The following is a 16924-nucleotide window of genomic DNA, read 5'->3' as shown; positions in this document are numbered from 1 at the left end:
CGTTCACCGCCGGAGCCGGCGGGAGCGAATGGCGGAGAGGGTGGGATTCGAACCCACGGTACGCTCGCGCGCACAACGGTTTTCGAGACCGCCCCGATCGACCACTCTGGCACCTCTCCGCTCGGGACGGCGCGGACCTTATCCGAAGAGGGGCGGGGGCGCAAGCCCCGCGTGCGACGGAAGGATGACGATCAGCGGCGGCACTTCAGGGCCGAGGGGTTGACGCCGTGCTGCTTGCGGAAGGCGGCGGCGAAATGGCTGGTGTTGGTGTAGCCGAGATCGGCGGCAACGCGGGTGATCGACGTCTCGCCATCGAGCAGCCGGCGGCGGGCCTCTGCCATGCGCTCCTGCTGAAACAGGCCGTAGACGCTGGTGCCGAACAGCACATGGAACCCCCGTTCCAGCCGGGTGACGCTGAGCCCCGCGGCGCGGGCGAGGTCGGCGAGCGATGGTGCGCAGGAGAGATCGGCCAGCAGCAGATCGCGGGCACGGCGCAGCCGGGCGCGATCGGCGGGGGCTGCGGTCGGCAGGGCCGGTTCCTGGCGGCGGGCTTCGAGGAACAGCCCGACCAGAACGCTGCCCTGCGCCCGGTACCAGAGCGGATGGCGGGCGGCTGGTGACATTTCGCCGGCCAGACGCATCGCCCGGGCGATACCCCGCGCCGTGTCGGTCAGTTCGCGGCCACGATGATCAGCAAGGAAACCGCCTTCGGTGGCAAGCAGACCGACGAGTCCGCCATCGGCCTCGCCGGCCCAGGCGGCAAAGATGTCGGGGCGGACCATGACGGTGACGTTCTCGAGCATGCCCTGCTGGTGATAGCTGCCATGGCGGCCCTGACCGAAGCTGATGCAGCCGGTCTCCGCCCGGATCGCATGGTCCCGCCGGTCGGCTGGGAAGCTGCAGCGGGCGACGCCGTCGAGCCGGCTCGTGAAGCTGAAATGGATCCGGTCGCTGTCGTCATGCAGGGCGAAGCTGGCCGGCCGTTCGAAACGGCCACACCAATGGACCAGCTCCACCCCATCCTGGAGCCGGAGCAGGGTCACCTGCCAGGCGGGCGCCGTGGTGGCCGGATTGCGGCCGGCGATCAGCCGGGAGACCGGTATTTCGGCAGAAGGGGCAGGGCTCTTGATCATCGGCGGACCGGAAGTTCAGGGCCGGGAGGGGCCGGATTTGGCGCGGTTCCGGGTGGAGATCGACCGGATCCGGGCGGAAATGCGAATGCAACGCATTATCATCACGAAAGACCCGGTCGCGCAATGGATGCGACCGCATGTGTGACGGGCGAGGCGCCACAGCCGCACCCACTGACGCCAGGAACCGTTGATGATGATCGACCCGACACGACCGCCTGCCACCAAGGCCGGGCGGGGCCCTGCCCTTTCGCCATTCGGCCTCCTGCCATTCGGGCCGCTTGTTGCCGCTGCACTCGCCGCCACGCCTGCCTCCGGCCAGGCTGCCGAAGACGGTACGACGGCGGTTGAACTCGCGCCCATGACCGTCACCGCGCGGCGGGCCGAGGAGGGCGCCAAGGATGTGCCGTTCGGCCTTTCGGTGACGACGGGCGAGGAGATCGAGGCCCGCCGCCTGCAGACCATCGAGGATGTGCTGCGCGCGACGCCTGGCGTTTCGGTCAACTCCTCCGGCGGCCCCAATCTCTACAACGTCTCGATCCGCGGCGTCGGCGCGCTCTATCAGATGAGCATGGACGACGCGTCGGTGGTGCTGAACATCGACGGCACGGCGCTTACCCCGCACTATTCGGGCCTCGGCACACTTGATGTCGAGCGGGTGGAGGTGCTGAAGGGCCCGCAGGGCACGCTGTTCGGTGGCAATGGCGCGGCCGGTGCGATCAACGTCACGACCCGTCGCCCGACCCGGGAGCTGGAAGGCTATCTGCGCGGTGAATACGGCCAGGAGAACCAGCATCTCGTCGAAGGGGCGGTCGGTGGGCCGCTGACCGAAAATCTGAGCGGTCGCGTGGCGCTGCGCTCTTCCGGATCGGATCTCTGGGTCGACGATCTGAAAACCGGGGATCCGCTGAGCAAGCCCACGGATCTCGCCTTTCGCGGCAGCCTGCTCTGGGAGGATTTTGACGGCACCAGCATCTTCGCCACCGCCGAACGCCAGCAGGTGAAGGAACTGACCAACCTGCTGGTGCTGATGCCCTATCGCGACCCGCCGGTGAACGATCTGACCCCGGGGCTGTTCGACGACAACGAGAAGACCATGGAGCGCTATGCGCTCGAGATTGCCCATGACTTCCGGGACATGCGGCTGACCTCAACCACATCGGTGGCGCGGTCGGACTTCACCGGTCTGGTCGCCTATGACCGGCTGATCCAGCAGGCCATGGGACGGGGCGGCGAATACTGGATCGTCGATACTTCGGAAGAGACCGTTCTCGTCCAGGATGTCCGGCTGTCGTCTCTGCCGGAGGCGCCGGTGTTCTGGGTGGCCGGCATCAACCTGCATCATGGCGACCGGTCCTATGACACGCCGCGCAACACCTATGGCACGGGCAGCGCGGTGGAGCGTGACTTCACCACCCGACGCTATGCCGTTTATGGCGAGGCGACCGTGCCCGTGGCGCCGGACTGGAAGCTGACGGCCGGCCTGCGCCAGGCCTGGGAGGAGAAGACCTATGACGCGGTCTATCATGGCGGCGGCATGGCCACCCCGGACGCCCGCAGCCTTGATGACGCCTACACCACCGGCCGGATCGGCCTGTCCTGGGCGGTGACGCCCGAGACCACGCTGCATCTGCTGGCCTCGCGCGGTTACGATCCGGGCGGGTTCAGCGACTATTCCAATCAGCCGGCCGACAGCGTGCCCTACAAGGCCGCGGTCAATCGCAGCATCGAGGCCGGCTTCAAGACGCTGAGTGCCGACGGGCGTTTCGAACTGGCAGGCGCCGTCTTCTTCAACGACGTCAAGAACAACCATCTGCTGAGCTACGATCCGAACACCTACGTCACCAACGCGGTCAATGCCGATACCCGCAGCCAGGGGGCGGAGATCGACGGGACCCTGCGGCTTGAAAACGGTCTGACGCTGTCGGCGGGACTGACCTTCATCGACGCCCGGATCCGCAGTGATCTGATCGGGCTCGGCGCCGGCGACGTGCAGTCCGGCAACGACGTGCCCGACGTGCCGCGCTGGGCCGGCCGGTTCAGCGTCGGCTGGGTCCACGACCTGCCCGTGCGGCTGGGCAGCCTGCCTCAGCCGGCGCTGAACATCCGTGCCGACTACACCCATGTCGGGGCGCGGAGCGCCGACCCGCAGAACAGTTTCGACCTCGGCGCCTATGACGAGATCGATCTGCATCTGGGCGTGATGAGCGGCGGCGGCGAACTCTACCTCTGGGGCGACAACCTGCTCGACGAGACCCGCGACCTTTACGGCTATTTCTCGGCACCGTTGACGGCCTATGGCGCTCCTGCCCGTGGCAGGACCGTGGGTGTCGGTTTCGCCTGGCAGTTCTGACAGGGAAAGCCCGGATGATCAGATCTTCCCCTCCGGGCAGTATCGCCGCCACGCCCGCCGACCGTGTCGGTGGGCGCGAGCGGCTGCTGCTGCTCAGTCTCTACACCACCCAGACCCTGGCGCTGATGTTTTTCGTCGCGGCGCTGATTGCGATCCTGGCCGAGGCCGGCGCCGATATGGACCGCCTGACCCAGGTCTACATGCTGGGCCTGGTCTGGCCGGCCAAGCTGCTCTGGGCGCCGCTGGTCGACCGGGTGCGCTTCGGCCATGCCGGCCATTACCGGGCCTGGGCGATCATCATGCAGGCCGCGATGGTCGTGGTTCTGGCCGTGATGGCGGGCTTCGATCCGCTGGATGATTTCAGTACCGTCTATGTGCTGTGTCTGGCGCTGGCGCTGCTGTCGGCCACGCAGGATGTGGCGGTGGACGGGCTGGCCTGCCGGCTGCTGCCGGTAGAGGCGCGGGGGAGCGGCAATGCCCTGCAGATCGCGGGCGGGCTGCTCGGCACCATGGTCGGGGCAGGCGGCGTGCTCGCCCTCTACCCGCATCTGGGGTGGCCGGGGGCTATGGCCCTGCTCGCCGCGGTGACGGGGGTGAGCCTGGTTCAGCTGCTGGCCTTCCGTGAGCCCGGGTCCGTGACCGCCGTGATCACGCCCCCGCCATTGCGCCGCCGGCTTGCCGGGCTGCGTCGGCCGGACGTCCTGGGCTGGACGGCGCTGCTGCTGATCTGGCCGGCGGGATCGGGCATGGCCTACGCACTGATCATGCCGGCGCTGGTCGAGGCCGGCTGGTCGATGGAACGGATCGGCCTGGTGGTCAATGTCGCGGGACCGATGGCGGGCATCCTGGGGGCGCTGGCAGCGGGGCGGATCGCCGGACGGATCGGGCGGCGGCCGGCACTGATCCTGGCGGCTCTGGTCCAGCTGGCCGGCATCGCGGTCGTGGCGGTACCGGTGCTGAGCACGGGTGAGGGCTGGCTGCCGGTTGCGGCGGTCTGCCTGTATTTCCTGTTCTACAATCCCGGCGCCACGGTGATGGCGATGGTGATGATGGACCGGGCCTCGACTGCGCGACCGGCCACGGACTACAGCCTGCAAGCGACCTTCCATGCCGCTGTCGGGATGGGCTCGATTTCGACAGGGGCGGCGATCGCCGCGGCCGGCGGGGCGGGCGCCACGCTCCAGGTGGCCGGTATCGCCGGTCTGCTGGCCCTGATGGGCGCGGTACTGCTGCGCCACCCGTCGGGAGGTCGGTCGTGAGTGCAGCCCCCTGGCCGGTACTGGCGCCGGTGCGCGGGCGCATTCGCATCGCCATGGCGATGTCGGGCCTTTCCGCCCTGTCGGCGTTGAGTGCGCTGCTTCTGATCGCATTCGCGGCCGTGCGACCCCTGACCGCTGACGGCGGCTCGCCCTGGTTGCCGCTCCTGATCGCGGCCGGCTGCACGCTTGCCGCCCTCGCGCTCCGGCTTGCCGCCTTCGGTCAGTCGCACCGGGCTGCCTTCCGGCTGGAGCTGATCCTGCGCCGGCGGCTGGCGGCGCATGTCGCGGCCCTGCCCATGGGCCGGGTGCAGCAGATCGGCCCGGCGTCCCTTGCCAAGGTGATGCAGGACGACGTGAAGGCGCTGCATGTCTTCGTCGCCGACGCGACCCCTCTCTACGCCCGGGCCGTGGTCATGCCGGCAGCAACCGCGGTGGCGCTGTCGCTGCTGGACTGGCGGTATGCGGCTGCGGCGCTGGCTGTGGCGCTCGTCGGTCTTCTTGTCCTGATCTTTGCCATGCGAGACGGCACGGCGCTCATCCGTGCCTACAATGCCGCCCGCGAACAGGTGACGGCAGCGGTCACGGAATTCGTCCAGGCCATGCCGGTGGTGCGTACCTTCGATACCGGCCAGGACAGTTTCGGGCGCTATCAGCGGGCGCTCGAAACCTATCTGGACGTCCTGATCCTGTGGTATCGCCGCTCCGGACTGGCGGCGCGGGCCTCGCTCGCCATCCTGGCCCCTTTGCCGACGCTCGCCGTCCTGCTTGCGGTGGGGCTGTGGGGCGGGGGCGAAGAAGAGCCGGGGGCCTGGCTTGCGGCCCTGCTCGTCGGCACGGGGCTGGCCGAAGCGATGATGCCGGCAATGGCGCTGCGTCACATGGTGGCCCGGGCCGGTCTCTCGGCGGCCCGGATCGCCGAGGTGCTGGCCGAGGCGCCGCTGCCGACCATTGATGGTCCTGTCGCTTTCTCCACCCTGCCGCATGACACGACCATCCGGTTCGAGGCGGTGTCTTTCGGCTATGGCCAGGCGGCGATGCAGGCGATCACGGGGCTGTCCTTCACGGCTTCCCCCGGAACCATGACGGCGCTGGTCGGACCGTCGGGGGCCGGCAAGAGCACTGTTGCGGCCCTGCTCTGCCGCTTCCGCGACCCGGAAGCCGGGCGAATCACCATCGGGGGCACCGACCTTCGCGACCTGTCGCCGGACCGGCTGGCGGCTCTGGTCGGTTTCGTCTTTCAGGATGCCTTTCTGTTCACCGGCAGCATCGCCGACAACATCAGGCTCGGCCGGCCGGCGGCCGACATGGCCATGGTGGAGGCAGCTGCCCGGGCCGCCCGTGCGCATGATTTCATCCAGGTCCTGCCCCGTGGCTATGACACGCCCGTGGGTGAGCGGGGGGTGACCCTGTCGGGTGGCGAGCGACAGCGGATCACCATTGCCCGTGCCCTGCTGCTCGACCGGCCGATCCTGGTGCTGGACGAAGCGACAGCCTTTGCCGATGCCGAGAACGAAGCGGCGTTGATGGCCGGCCTGGCCGCCTTGATGCGTGGCCGCACGGTGATCATCATCGCCCACCGTCTGTCGACCATTCGCGGCGCCGACCGGATCCTGGTGCTGGATCGCGGCCGGCTGGTCGAGGCCGGGCCGCATGATCAGCTGGTGGCAGCGGACGGGCTCTATGCCCGGCTGTGGCGTGCGCATGAACGGGCGCGCGCCTGGGCCATCGGCCCCGATGTCATTGACGATGGCCGGGCGGGAGACATGGTATGAGCGACAGCGCAGCCTCATCGGGCGGTGTATCCCCGTTTCATCGCACGTTCACCCGCCTGTTCAGGGCCATGGGCCCTCACGCCCCGGCGCTGCGCCGGGCATTGGCGGAACTCGCAGCGGCCGCCGCTCTGCAGGGGGCGGCACTGGCCTTGCTCGCCCCGCTGCTGACGGCGGCGCTTGGGGGTGATCCGCAGGCTGCGCTGCCCTGGTTCGCCGGGGTCTGCGGCCTTGCGGCGGCGGCGGCAGTGCTGCGCTGGCGGGCCCAGGGCTTCGACTATGGCGGCGACATGGCGCGAGCGACCCACGAGCTCAGAACCCGGCTGGGAGCCCAGCTGAGGCGGATGCCGCTCGAACGCCTTCAGGACCGGCGGACCGGCGAGATCAGTGCGGCCCTGCTCGGGAATGTCGACGAGACCCTGCACTACGTGCTGACGGTGGCCAATCTTCTGCTTCAGGCGCTGGTGACGCCGCTGGTTGCGGCGGCGGGGCTGGTTTTTGTGGACTGGCCGGTTGCGGCGGCGCTGGCTGCGGTTTTCCCGCTGATCCTGTGGCTGACTCGCTGGCGGCGGCCCCGGCAGGGCGAACAGATGCGCCGCCTGGCCGAAGCCCATGCCCGAAGCGCTTCCGACATCACCGAATACCTTCAGGGGCTGGCCGTCCTGAAGTCGGCGGGCTGCGCCGGGGAACGGGCCGCGGCGCTAGACCGGAGCCTGACGGCACTGGAGGCGGTGCAGGTCGAGGATCACCGCCGGGCGGCAGGGCCAAATCTGACGGTGGCGAGTGCAACAGAACTCGCTCTGCTCGCGGTAGCCGGCTTCGGACTCTGGCGGGTGACGGCCGGTCTGCTCGATCCTGCGGCGCTTGCGGCGGTGCTGGTGGTGACGGTGCGCTTTGCCGAACCGCTCGCCACCGTCACCGCCTATACGGTGGTGATCGATCTGATCGAGGCGGCGCTCGACCGGATCGACGCGCTGATGGCCGTTCCGCCTCTGCCGGTCGCGATGAAGCCACGGCAGCCGGAGCATTTCGACATTGCCTTCGAGGATGTCACCTTCAGCTATGCGGCGGCGAAGGGGCCGGCGCTGCGCAGGGTGTCGGCCCGCCTGCCCGAACGCAGCCTGACGGCTCTGGTCGGTCCCTCGGGCTCGGGCAAGACCAGCTTTGCCCGGCTGATCCAGCGTCATGCCGATCCGGCAGAGGGGCGGGTGACGATCGGCGGCGTCGACCTGCGGGACATCGCGCCCGACCGGCTGGACCGGCTGGTGTCCGTGGTCTTCCAGACCGTGCACCTGTTCGACGATACCGTGCTGGCCAACATTCGCATCGGCCGGCCCGAGGCGGATGACGCGGCGGTGATGACAGCGGCACGGGCGGCGCTCTGCGACGGTTTCGTGAGCCGCCTGCCCGAGGGCTGGCAGACCTGTCTTGGCGAGGGCGGTGCACGGCTTTCAGGGGGGGAGCGCCAGCGAATCGCCATCGCCCGGGCGCTGCTGAAGGACGCGCCGATCGTGATCCTGGACGAGCCGACGGCCGCGCTCGATACCGAAAGTGAGGTCGCGGTACAGGTGGCGATCGATGCCCTGGTCCGCGACCGCACGGTGATCGTCATTGCCCACCGCCTGTCGACGGTGCGGGGAGCCGACCGCATCCTGGTACTGGAGGCGGGCTGCGTGGTCCAGGAGGGGCGCCACGACGATCTGGTCGCCGTGTCCGGCCGCTATCGCGCCCTCTGGACGGCTCTCACCGGCTGACAGGGGCCATGCAGAGCACGCAGATGAAAAACGGCCGGCCCCGTCACCAGGGCCGGCCGTTTTCATTGGTCCGAAGGGCGCCGTGCCTCAGTGGCGGGCGACCATCGTCCCGCCTCAGCGGCGGGCAACCATCGTCCCGCCTTAGCGGCGGGCAACCATCGTCCCGCCTTAGCGGCGGGCAACCATCGTCCCGCCTTAGCGGCGGGCAACCATCGTCCCGCCTTAGCGGCGGGCAACCATCATCTTCTTGATCTCCGCGATCGCCTTGGCCGGGTTCAGGCCCTTGGGGCAGGTCTTCGCGCAGTTCATGATGGTGTGGCAGCGATACAGGCGGAACGGATCCTCGAGCGTGTCGAGGCGGTCGCCGGTGTCCTCGTCGCGGCTGTCGGCCAGCCAGCGATAGGCCTGAAGCAGGATCGCCGGGCCCAGATAGCGGTCGCTGTTCCACCAGTAGCTGGGGCAGCTGGTCGAGCAGCAGGCGCAGAGAATGCACTCGTAGAGACCGTCGAGCTGCTCGCGCTCTTCGGGGCTCTGGAGGCGTTCACGCGCCGGCGCCGGGCTCTGGCTGCGCAGCCAGGGCTTGATCGACGCATACTGAGCGTAGAAGTTGCTCATGTCGGGAACGAGGTCCTTCACCACCTGCATGTGGGGAAGGGGGTAGATCTTCACCTCGCCATTCACGTCCTCGATCGGCTTCAAACACGCAAGCGTGTTGCCGCCGTCGATGTTCATGGCGCAGGAGCCGCAGATGCCTTCACGGCACGAACGGCGGAAGGTGAGGGTCGGATCGACCTCGTTCTTGATCTTGATCAGCGCGTCCAGAACCATCGGACCGCAATGATCGAGATCGACCTCGTAGGTGTCCACCGACGGCGTTTCGCCGCTGTCGGGGTTCCAACGGTAGATCTTGAAAACCTTGACGTTCTTCGCGCCGTCCGCCTTGTAGGTCTTGCCCTGGCGGATCTGCGAATTCTTGGGAAGCCGGAACTGGGCCATCGCTCGTCTCGTCCTCGGTCGACGTGGGGTCGTTAAGGCGGCGTCAGTAGACGCGCGCCTTCGGCGGGAACACCTCGACCTCGTTGGTCAGCGTCGTCATATGCACCGGGCGATAGTCGAAGGCGACCTCGCCCTCGTCCGAGCAGTAGGCGACGGTGTGCTTCATCCAGTCCTTGTCGTCGCGGTCCGGATAATCCTCGCGGGCATGGGCGCCCCGGCTTTCCGGCCGGTTTGCGGCACCGGCGATGGTGACCAGCGCCTGACCCAGAAGGTTGTCCAGCTCCAGCGTCTCGACCAGATCCGAGTTCCAGACCAGCGAGCGGTCGGTGACGCGGAGATTGTCGCGCTGGGCGTAGATCTTGTGCATCTCGGCCAGACCCTCTTCCAGCACCTCGCCGGTGCGGAAGACGGCGCAGTTGTTCTGCATGGTGCGCTGCATCTCGTCGCGGAGTTCCGCGGTCGAGACGGTGCCGTTGGCATGGCGCAGCTTGTCGAAGCGGGCGATCGCCCGTTCCGAGGCATCGGCGCCGATCGCCTTGTGCGGCTGGCCGGGGGTGACGATCTCGGCGGCGCGGATCGCGGCCGCGCGGCCGAACACCACCAGGTCGAGCAGCGAGTTGGAGCCCAGACGGTTGGCGCCGTGCACCGACACGCAGGCCGCCTCGCCGATCGCCATCAGCCCGGGCACGACCTCGTCCGGATTGCCGGCCGTGGGACGAACGACTTCGGTGCGATGATTGGTCGGGATGCCGCCCATGTTGTAATGGACGGTCGGCAGCACCGGGATCGGCTCCTTGGTCACGTCGACGCCCGCGAACACCTTCGCGGTTTCGGCGATGCCCGGCAGGCGCTGATGGATGATCTCGGGATCGAGATGCTCCAGGTGCAGATGGATGTGGTCGTTGCGCTTGCCGACGCCGCGGCCCTCGCGGATCTCGATGGTCATCGCGCGGCTGACGACGTCGCGTGAGGCAAGATCCTTGGCCGAGGGTGCATAGCGCTCCATGAAGCGCTCACCATTGGAGTTGGTGAGATAGCCGCCTTCGCCGCGCACGCCCTCGGTGATCAGGCAGCCGGCGCCGTAGATGCCGGTCGGGTGGAACTGCACGAATTCCATGTCCTGCAGCGGCAGGCCGGCGCGCAGCACCATCGCATTGCCGTCACCCGTGCAGGTATGGGCCGAGGTGCAGGAGAAATAGGCCCGGCCGTAGCCGCCGGTGGCGATCACGACCAGATGCGAGCGGAAGCGGTGCAGGATGCCGGTCGCCAGATCCCAGCTCATCACGCCGCGGCACGCGCCCTCGTCGTCCATGATCAGGTCGAGCGCGAAGTGCTCGATGAAGAACTCCGCGTCGTTCTTCAGGGCCTGCTGGTAGAGGGTGTGCAGGATGGCGTGGCCAGTGCGGTCGGCGGCGGCACAGGTGCGCTGGGCGCGTCCCTGGCCGAAGCGGGTGGTCATGCCGCCGAAGGGGCGCTGATAGATCTTGCCCTCTTCGGTGCGCGAGAACGGCACGCCGAAATGTTCGAGCTCGATGATCGCCGGGATCGCCTCGCGGCACATGTATTCGATGGCGTCCTGGTCGCCCAGCCAGTCCGACCCCTTGACGGTGTCGTACATGTGCCAGCGCCAGTCGTCCTCGCCCATGTTGCCGAGTGCGGCCGAGATGCCGCCCTGCGCCGCCACGGTGTGGCTGCGGGTGGGGAACACCTTGGTGATGCAGGCGGTCTTCAGACCCTTCGCGGCCATGCCCATGGTCGCACGCAGACCGGCGCCGCCGGCGCCGACGACCACGATGTCGTATTCATGGTCGATGATCTTGTAAGCCGTGGTCATTTCGCGTTCAGCCTCCGAAGGCGAGCTTCAGCACCGAGACGACGCAGGCGATGCCGACGATGACCACGGCGAAGGTCATGGCGGTCAGCGACGCGATCTTGCATGCCTCGTTGTGCACGTAATCCTCGATGACGACCTGCAGGCCCAGTTTTGCATGCCAGAACAGGCTGACCAGGAAAGCGATCATCAGTGCGGCGGAGACTGGCGAGGACATCCAGTCCACCATCTCCAGCCGGCCGGCGCCCAGATGCGCGATCACCGAAATCACGAACCACAGGGTCAACGGCACCATGGCCATGGCGGTCACCCGCTGAAGCCACCAGTGCTGGACACCTTCTTTAGCCGAGCCCAGCCCGCGAACGCGGGCGAGGGGATTGCGCAAGCTCATCTTGATCGTCCTCGAACCAGCCGCAGTTTCTGCAGTCTTTTCTCGCCCATCAGACCGACAGGCCGATGATCCAGGCCAGCAGGGTCAGGCCGCCGGCGGCGACCAGAACGATGCGGCCCACCTTCTCGGCCTGTTTGACGTCGAAGCCGTAGCCTGCATCCCAGACCAGGTGCCGGATGCCGTTCGCCATGTGGTAGAACAGCGCCAGCGTCCAGCCGAACATCAGCAGCATGCCGAACCACGAGCCGAGAAAGCCCTGCACGGTTTCGAAAGACTCAGCGCCCGTCGCAGCGGCGATCAGCCACCAGGCGAGCAGCAGGGTGCCGACGCTCAACGCCACGCCGGTGGCGCGGTGCGAGATCGACATGAGCGCCGTCAGCGGCAGGCGGTAGACCTGCAGATGCGGCGAAAGCGGTCGGTTGTCGGTCTTGGCCATGGGCTTCTAGAACCTGCACTCCAGGGGCTCGTCCCGGCATGGCGAGGATACCCCGCCGGGCGGCTCAACGTTTACGGCTTGAAAACGCACGCCTTTCGTCACGCCGTACTGAATAGGCCCACCCGCCGCCCAAGTCAACGAAAGCCCGGCGAAAGTCGCACCCCCCACGCCATGCGCAGGCACAGGGGGCAGGAACCGGGCGCCCGAAGGTTGTGGGCGGCGGCGCTGTTCAGCCGCGGCGCGGCACCAGCACGGTGTAATCTAGGTCGAGAACGACGTCGGCAAGATATTTGCCGTCGGCATCTTTGAGCGGGAAGTCGGCGGCGGCCCGATTCTTGGTGGCAATGAGACGCAGTCGCAATACACCCAGATCGGTGCGCCCGGGCAGGGCGTCGGCCGAGATCACTTCGGACCAGGCGTGGATGGTGTCGCCGGCGAAGGTGGGGTTGGCATGGGCACCGGCATTGATCGCCGCCACCCGCACCACATTGGCCAGGCCGTTGAACGACAGCGACCGGGCCAGGCTGATGATGTGACCGCCATAGATCAGCCGCCGGCCGAAGCGGTTGCCATTGGCTTCCAGCTGGTTGAAATGGACCTTGGCGGTATTCTGATAGAGGCGTGTCGCGATCTGATGCTCGGCTTCTTCGATGGTCATGCCGTCGACATGATCGATGCGCTCGCCGGGGGTGTAGTCCTCGAAGGCGTGCGGCTCCCCCGAGAGGGCGAAATCAAAGCCGCGGGCGTCGAGGTCAGTCGGCACCACCAGATCGCTGGCATCCACCGCCTTGGGCAGATCGGATGGCGGGCAGTCATGGGTGGCGGAGACATCAGTGCCGGGGGCGCGGCGCTTCACCATCACCCAGCGGACGTAGTCCAGCACCATCTCGCCCCGCTGATTGCGCCCGGTGGAGCGCACCCAGACCACACCGGTCTGGCCGTTGCCGTTGGGCTTGAGGCCGATGACGGTGGAGCGGGTGGAAAGCGTGTCGCCGGCAAAGACCGGCACGCCGAACCGGCCGCCGGCATAGCCCAGATTGGCGACCGCGTTCAGCGAGATGTCGGGGACGGTCTTGCCGAAGACGATGTGGAAGACGAGCAGATCGTCGATCGGCGCGCCGCCGAGACCCAGGCTGCGGGCGAATTCGGCCGAGGAATTCACTGCGAAGCGGGTGCCGTAGAGCGCGGTATAGAGCGACTGGTCGCCCTCGGTCACCGTGCGCGGGGTGGCGTGGACGATTTCCTCACCCAGGGTGAAGTCTTCGAAGAAGCGGCCGGGATTGGTCTTCTGTGCCATCGGTTCCGCCTCAGCCCAGGGTCTTGATCTGCTCTGCCATGTCGAGCAGGCGGCGCGCGCCGACCACATGCAGGTTCTCGACCAGCTTGCCGTCGACCACGACCACACCCTTGCCTTCGGCTGTGGCGGCCTGATGGGCGGCAATGATCTTTTCGGCCTTGGCGATATCGGCCTCCGACGGGCCGAAGGCCTCGTTGGCGGCGGCGAGCTGCTTGGGATGGATCAGGGTCTTGCCGTCCATGCCGAGTTCCGCACCCTGGCGGCAGACGCGGGCGAAGCCCTCTTCGTCGTCCAGATCCAGGTGCACGCCGTCCATGACCGCGAGGTCGAAGGCGCGGGCGGCCAGGATGCACAGCGACAGGCTGGCGAGGAAGGGCAGGCGCTCCGGGGTATGGGCGCAGTGGAGATCCTTGGCGAGATCCGAGGTGCCGAGCACCAGGCCGGCAAGGCGCGGAGTGGCGCCGGCGACTTCTTCGGCCCTCAGGATGGCGAGCGGGGTTTCCATCATCACCCACAGCTTCAGATCGTCGGGCGCCCCCGCATCGCGCAGTACCGCTTCCGCCTGACGCACGCCTTCGGCACCGTCGACCTTGGGGATCAGCACGCCATGGGCGCCGCTCTTCGCCGCCGCGACCAGATCCGCATGGCCCCAGGGGGTGGTGAGCGCATTGACGCGCATGATCAGCTCGCGATTGCCATAGCCACCCTCGGCCAGTGCCGCCACCACATTGGCGCGGGCGGCATCCTTCGCATCCGGCGCGCAGCTGTCTTCCAGGTCCAGGATCAGCGCGTCGGCCGCGAGGCTCCGGGCCTTGTCGAGGGCGCGGGTATTGGCACCCGGCATATAAAGCATGCTGCGGCGGGGACGATTGGTCTTGGCCATGTCGCGGGCTTCCGTGGCTGGGGTGAATGGTGGAAAGGCGATCCCCGGCCGGACCCCGAGAAGGCCGCCCCCGCGGCGCCGGATCCGCGGGCAGGGATCCGTGCGGCGGGACGGGAAGAAGGCCCGGCCGGCTCGCGCGCGACTATAAACCACCTTGTGCCGCTGCGAAAGCGTTGCGCAGATCCGTTCCGCAACGCAACAAAGTTGCCGACCCGCGCCTGCAGGATGTGCAGGTCCGGGCTGCAGCCGCCGACGGTGCGCAGGGGTTGAAGCCTCCGGCCCGGCCGTGCAAGCATCCAGGTCCGCGGCGCCTGCGAACACGGGCTGCCGCCGGAAGCCGGTCGCCACCCCCGACTTCCGTCTCCCGCCCCTGATCCCCTCTATGTCCGGTGCAGCCCGGGCGATACCGCATGCGCTGCCGGACCCTGCGTTTTGGGAGTACCGCCGATGACTGTCCTCAGCATCCAGTCACGGGTGAGCTTCGGCCATGTCGGCAACTGCGCCGCCACACTGCCGCTGGAGCGGCTGGGCCAGGAGGTCTGCCCGATCGACACGGTGCGGTTCAGCAGCAACCCCCGCTATCCCGGCTGGCGGGGCACCGTGATCGACGAGACCGAGATGCGCGGCATCGTCGAGGGGCTGGACGCCCTGCCCGAAGAGGCTGGCGGCGGGCTCGGTTTCGTGCGCGCCGTGCTGACCGGTTATTTCGGCAGTGCCGGCCAGGTGAGCGTGGCGGCTGAGGCGGTGGACCGGGTCCGCCGGCGGGTGCCCGGGGCCTTCTATCTGTTCGATCCGGTGATCGGCGACTATCCGGGCGGGCGCTATGTCCAGCCGGGCGTGGCCGAGGCGATGGTCGAACATCTGCTGCCGCGCGCCAATCTGGTGGTGCCCAATCATTTCGAACTCGACCATCTGACCGGCCGCCACACCCACACCCGCGCCGAGGTGATCGAGGCGCTGGACCGGCTGGCGGCCATGGGGCCCGAGATGGCGGTGGCGACCTCGGTCAAGGTCGCCGAGACGGCGGCGGGGTCGGTGGAGGTGATCGCGGTCGGCCGCGCCGGCCGCTTCCGGATCGAGACCCCACTGGTGCCGGTCCATTTCTCGGGCACCGGCGACATGTTCTCGGCCGTGCTGCTCGCCGACTGGCTGGCCCATCGCGACCTGTCCCGCGCCATCCGCCGGGCGGTCGCCGCCACCTGGGCGGTGGTGGAGGAAAGCCGCAAGCTGGGCGGGCCGGAACTGGCCCTGGTGGCGGCGCAGGAGGCGATGCTGGCCGCCGATTACCGTGCGGTCGGGGTCCATCCGCTCTGACATCGGCCGGTCGCCACCTCAGCCGTCGCGCTGCCAGCCGTCGAGGATCACCGCGGTCGAGACCGACTTGACCGCGGTGTGCCGGGCCAGGTGGTCGCGCAGGCCGTCGAGGGCTGCGACCGACAGGCAGTGGACGATGATGATCAGGTCGGGCGTGCCGGTCACCGCCCAGGCGGCGCGGCATTCCGGGCGCTGGCGGATGGTGGCGAGCAGGCCGCGATGGCTGCCGGTGCGGGCGACGATCGAGAACAGGGCGTCGATGCCGCGATCTGCGGTGGTGGCTGCCGGCAGGGCGGTTTCGACCGTGAAGCGGCGGATAACCCCCTGCGCCTGCAGGCGATCGATCCGGCGGCGGATGGCGGGACGCGAGGTGCCGATCAGGGCGGCCAGCGTGCTGATGCTGCGGCGGGCGTCTTCACGCAGCAGGTCGATCAGCTGCAGATCGGTCTCGCTCAGGGACGGCTCCGGCGCGTTGCGGCGCCGGCCGGGTGAGGCCTGGTCCTGAGACATGATCATGGGTTCCGGTGCGGATGCGTGCCCCCTGGTTATTGCCCAAGGGTTTCATTATGGTAGGAAGTGTTCAATTTGAACTCTGGTCTGGCGAGCAATGCAACGGTTAAGTGTGCGGTGACTGCGGTCGCAACTTATAGCTTCCAAATCGATGTGGGGACGTCGATTTGCGGGGCCTGCGGCCGTACCCCCGCCATCGCCAGTCATGGGAAGACATCATGTTCGATACGGGACCGATGTCCGCTGCACCCGCGCCCTATCTCTCGCGCGACGATCTTGCCGGCCGGCTGCCTGCGGGCAGCTGGCAGCGGGTGGTGTATGACGAATTCGCCACCACCATCTCGAGCCCGGTCCGGCCTTTCCCCTGCGTCTTCGGGGTGAAGGGCTTCGAGACCGACCAGCTGCGCTATCTGTTCATCGACGACGAGGCCGCCGATCCCGACGGGCCGGCGGCCGACCGGCTGGCCGCGGCGCTGGGCCGTTTCGTGGCCGAGGCCCGCAGCTTCGGGCCCCATGCCTCTCTGGTCGCCTTCTTCCGCCCCGGCCGCGTGGCCGGGATCGAGGAATACCGGGCGCGGATGTGGGGGCTGCTGGCGGCGCTGGCCCGGCGCGATGCGGCGCCCTGGCCGGCGGAGATTCCAGCCGGCACCGATGAACCGCTCTGGGAGTTCTGCTTCGCGGGCGAGCCGGTCTTCGTGGTCTGCAACACCCCCGCCCATATCGCCCGCCAGAGCCGGCGGTCCAGCACCTTCATGCTGACCTTCCAGCCGCGCTGGGTGTTCGACAAAATCCTGGGGACGGAACAGGCTGCCGCGACGTCGTTCGCCAAGGTGCGTCGGCGGCTGGTCGCCTTCGACATGCTGCCGGCCTCGCCCGATCTCGGCCGCTATGGCGCACCCGAGACCCGCGAGCATCGCCAGTATTTCCTGGACGACGCCAACCGGCCGGCACCCGCCTGCCCGTTTGCGCGGCTCAGGGATACCGATGCGGAGGTGGTCTGA

At 68.2% G+C, this 16924-nt stretch carries 15 protein-coding genes and 1 tRNA gene; 7 read left to right on the top strand and 9 right to left on the bottom strand.

The genetic code is table 11. The features are described from left to right. Positions 1-29: 29 nt before the first annotated feature. Positions 30-119, bottom strand: a tRNA-Ser gene (locus TMO_RS16550). Positions 120-191: 72 nt separating this feature from the next. Further along, complete coding sequence (locus tag TMO_RS16545; protein WP_014746797.1) at positions 192-1133, bottom strand: helix-turn-helix transcriptional regulator; 942 nt, start codon at positions 1131-1133, stop codon at positions 192-194. Here TMO_RS16545 and TMO_RS31710 point away from each other — a divergent pair. Genes TMO_RS31710 through TMO_RS16525 form a run of 5 tightly spaced genes read left to right on the top strand, consistent with a single transcriptional unit; the run spans position 1126 to position 8265 of the window. Further along, on the top strand, positions 1126-1278 hold the full coding sequence (locus TMO_RS31710) for a hypothetical protein (protein WP_014746796.1): 153 nt from the start codon (positions 1126-1128) through the stop codon (positions 1276-1278). The two genes, TMO_RS16545 and TMO_RS31710, sit on opposite strands and share 8 nt — an antisense overlap. 45 nt (positions 1279-1323) lie before the next feature. Further along, positions 1324-3483: a TonB-dependent receptor gene (locus TMO_RS16540; protein ID WP_014746795.1), complete on the top strand. Its 2160-nt coding sequence runs from the start codon at positions 1324-1326 to the stop codon at positions 3481-3483. A 14-nt stretch (positions 3484-3497) separates the two neighbouring features. Further along, the gene (locus tag TMO_RS16535) at positions 3498-4742 is read left to right on the top strand and encodes an MFS transporter (RefSeq protein WP_014746794.1); all 1245 of its coding nucleotides are present in this window, start codon (positions 3498-3500) and stop codon (positions 4740-4742) included. Beyond that, on the top strand, positions 4739-6514 hold the full coding sequence (locus TMO_RS16530; protein WP_014746793.1) for an ABC transporter ATP-binding protein: 1776 nt from the start codon (positions 4739-4741) through the stop codon (positions 6512-6514). The genes TMO_RS16535 and TMO_RS16530 overlap by 4 nt, the downstream gene beginning before the upstream one ends. After that, positions 6511-8265 (top strand): ABC transporter ATP-binding protein, encoded by a 1755-nt coding sequence (locus tag TMO_RS16525; RefSeq protein WP_014746792.1) that lies wholly within the window; start codon positions 6511-6513, stop codon positions 8263-8265. The genes TMO_RS16530 and TMO_RS16525 overlap by 4 nt, the downstream gene beginning before the upstream one ends. A 222-nt stretch (positions 8266-8487) precedes the next feature. Here the strand turns inward: TMO_RS16525 and TMO_RS16520 are convergent, their stop codons facing one another. The 6 genes from TMO_RS16520 to TMO_RS16495 all read right to left on the bottom strand — a co-directional run bounded on the left by TMO_RS16520 (position 8488) and on the right by TMO_RS16495 (position 14099). Then, positions 8488-9261 (bottom strand): succinate dehydrogenase iron-sulfur subunit, encoded by a 774-nt coding sequence (locus TMO_RS16520; RefSeq protein ID WP_014746791.1) that lies wholly within the window; start codon positions 9259-9261, stop codon positions 8488-8490. A gap of 43 nt (positions 9262-9304) precedes the next feature. Beyond that, positions 9305-11095 (bottom strand): succinate dehydrogenase flavoprotein subunit, encoded by a 1791-nt coding sequence (gene sdhA / locus TMO_RS16515; protein ID WP_014746790.1) that lies wholly within the window; start codon positions 11093-11095, stop codon positions 9305-9307. Between the two features lie 7 nt (positions 11096-11102). Beyond that, a complete protein-coding gene (sdhD, locus tag TMO_RS16510; RefSeq protein ID WP_014746789.1) occupies positions 11103-11483 on the bottom strand; it encodes a succinate dehydrogenase, hydrophobic membrane anchor protein in 381 nt (126 codons plus the stop codon). Positions 11484-11532: 49 nt separating this feature from the next. Next, a complete protein-coding gene (sdhC, locus tag TMO_RS16505; protein WP_014746788.1) occupies positions 11533-11919 on the bottom strand; it encodes a succinate dehydrogenase, cytochrome b556 subunit in 387 nt (128 codons plus the stop codon). Between the two features lie 229 nt (positions 11920-12148). Next, positions 12149-13216, bottom strand: a complete 1068-nt coding sequence (locus tag TMO_RS16500; protein ID WP_014746787.1) for a MaoC family dehydratase — start codon at positions 13214-13216, stop codon at positions 12149-12151. 10 nt (positions 13217-13226) lie between these two features. Beyond that, the gene (locus TMO_RS16495; protein WP_014746786.1) at positions 13227-14099 is read right to left on the bottom strand and encodes an HpcH/HpaI aldolase/citrate lyase family protein; all 873 of its coding nucleotides are present in this window, start codon (positions 14097-14099) and stop codon (positions 13227-13229) included. A gap of 447 nt (positions 14100-14546) precedes the next feature. Here TMO_RS16495 and pdxY point away from each other — a divergent pair, with 447 nt between their 5' ends. Further along, positions 14547-15413: a pyridoxal kinase gene (pdxY, locus tag TMO_RS16490; RefSeq protein WP_014746785.1), complete on the top strand. Its 867-nt coding sequence runs from the start codon at positions 14547-14549 to the stop codon at positions 15411-15413. 18 nt (positions 15414-15431) lie between these two features. Here pdxY and TMO_RS16485 read toward each other — a convergent pair whose 3' ends face one another. Further along, the gene (locus tag TMO_RS16485) at positions 15432-15923 is read right to left on the bottom strand and encodes an Lrp/AsnC family transcriptional regulator (protein ID WP_187297791.1); all 492 of its coding nucleotides are present in this window, start codon (positions 15921-15923) and stop codon (positions 15432-15434) included. 236 nt (positions 15924-16159) lie between these two features. Here TMO_RS16485 and TMO_RS16480 point away from each other — a divergent pair, with 236 nt between their 5' ends. Beyond that, positions 16160-16924: a YqcI/YcgG family protein gene (locus tag TMO_RS16480; RefSeq protein ID WP_041606749.1), complete on the top strand. Its 765-nt coding sequence runs from the start codon at positions 16160-16162 to the stop codon at positions 16922-16924.

The sequence above is a fragment of the Tistrella mobilis KA081020-065 genome (genome assembly GCF_000264455.2).
Classification (GTDB): domain Bacteria; phylum Pseudomonadota; class Alphaproteobacteria; order Tistrellales; family Tistrellaceae; genus Tistrella; species Tistrella mobilis.
The sequence above is the reverse complement of the archived record's forward strand: the minus strand, read 5'-3'. Positions and strand labels throughout refer to the sequence as shown.

What these genes read in the sequence shown, in the direction of transcription:
- TMO_RS16545 (WP_014746797.1), bottom strand. Translation starts at nt 1,133, where the DNA reads ATGATCAAGAGCCCTGCCCCTTCTGCCGAAATACCGGTCTCCCGGCTG.
- TMO_RS16540 (WP_014746795.1), top strand. Translation starts at nt 1,324, where the DNA reads ATGATGATCGACCCGACACGACCGCCTGCCACCAAGGCCGGGCGGGGC.
- TMO_RS16535 (WP_014746794.1), top strand. Translation starts at nt 3,498, where the DNA reads ATGATCAGATCTTCCCCTCCGGGCAGTATCGCCGCCACGCCCGCCGAC.
- TMO_RS16525 (WP_014746792.1), top strand. Translation starts at nt 6,511, where the DNA reads ATGAGCGACAGCGCAGCCTCATCGGGCGGTGTATCCCCGTTTCATCGC.
- TMO_RS16520 (WP_014746791.1), bottom strand. Translation starts at nt 9,261, where the DNA reads ATGGCCCAGTTCCGGCTTCCCAAGAATTCGCAGATCCGCCAGGGCAAG.
- sdhA (WP_014746790.1), bottom strand. Translation starts at nt 11,095, where the DNA reads ATGACCACGGCTTACAAGATCATCGACCATGAATACGACATCGTGGTC.
- sdhD (WP_014746789.1), bottom strand. Translation starts at nt 11,483, where the DNA reads ATGAGCTTGCGCAATCCCCTCGCCCGCGTTCGCGGGCTGGGCTCGGCT.
- sdhC (WP_014746788.1), bottom strand. Translation starts at nt 11,919, where the DNA reads ATGGCCAAGACCGACAACCGACCGCTTTCGCCGCATCTGCAGGTCTAC.
- TMO_RS16500 (WP_014746787.1), bottom strand. Translation starts at nt 13,216, where the DNA reads ATGGCACAGAAGACCAATCCCGGCCGCTTCTTCGAAGACTTCACCCTG.
- TMO_RS16495 (WP_014746786.1), bottom strand. Translation starts at nt 14,099, where the DNA reads ATGGCCAAGACCAATCGTCCCCGCCGCAGCATGCTTTATATGCCGGGT.
- pdxY (WP_014746785.1), top strand. Translation starts at nt 14,547, where the DNA reads ATGACTGTCCTCAGCATCCAGTCACGGGTGAGCTTCGGCCATGTCGGC.
- TMO_RS16485 (WP_187297791.1), bottom strand. Translation starts at nt 15,923, where the DNA reads ATGTCTCAGGACCAGGCCTCACCCGGCCGGCGCCGCAACGCGCCGGAG.
- TMO_RS16480 (WP_041606749.1), top strand. Translation starts at nt 16,160, where the DNA reads ATGTCCGCTGCACCCGCGCCCTATCTCTCGCGCGACGATCTTGCCGGC.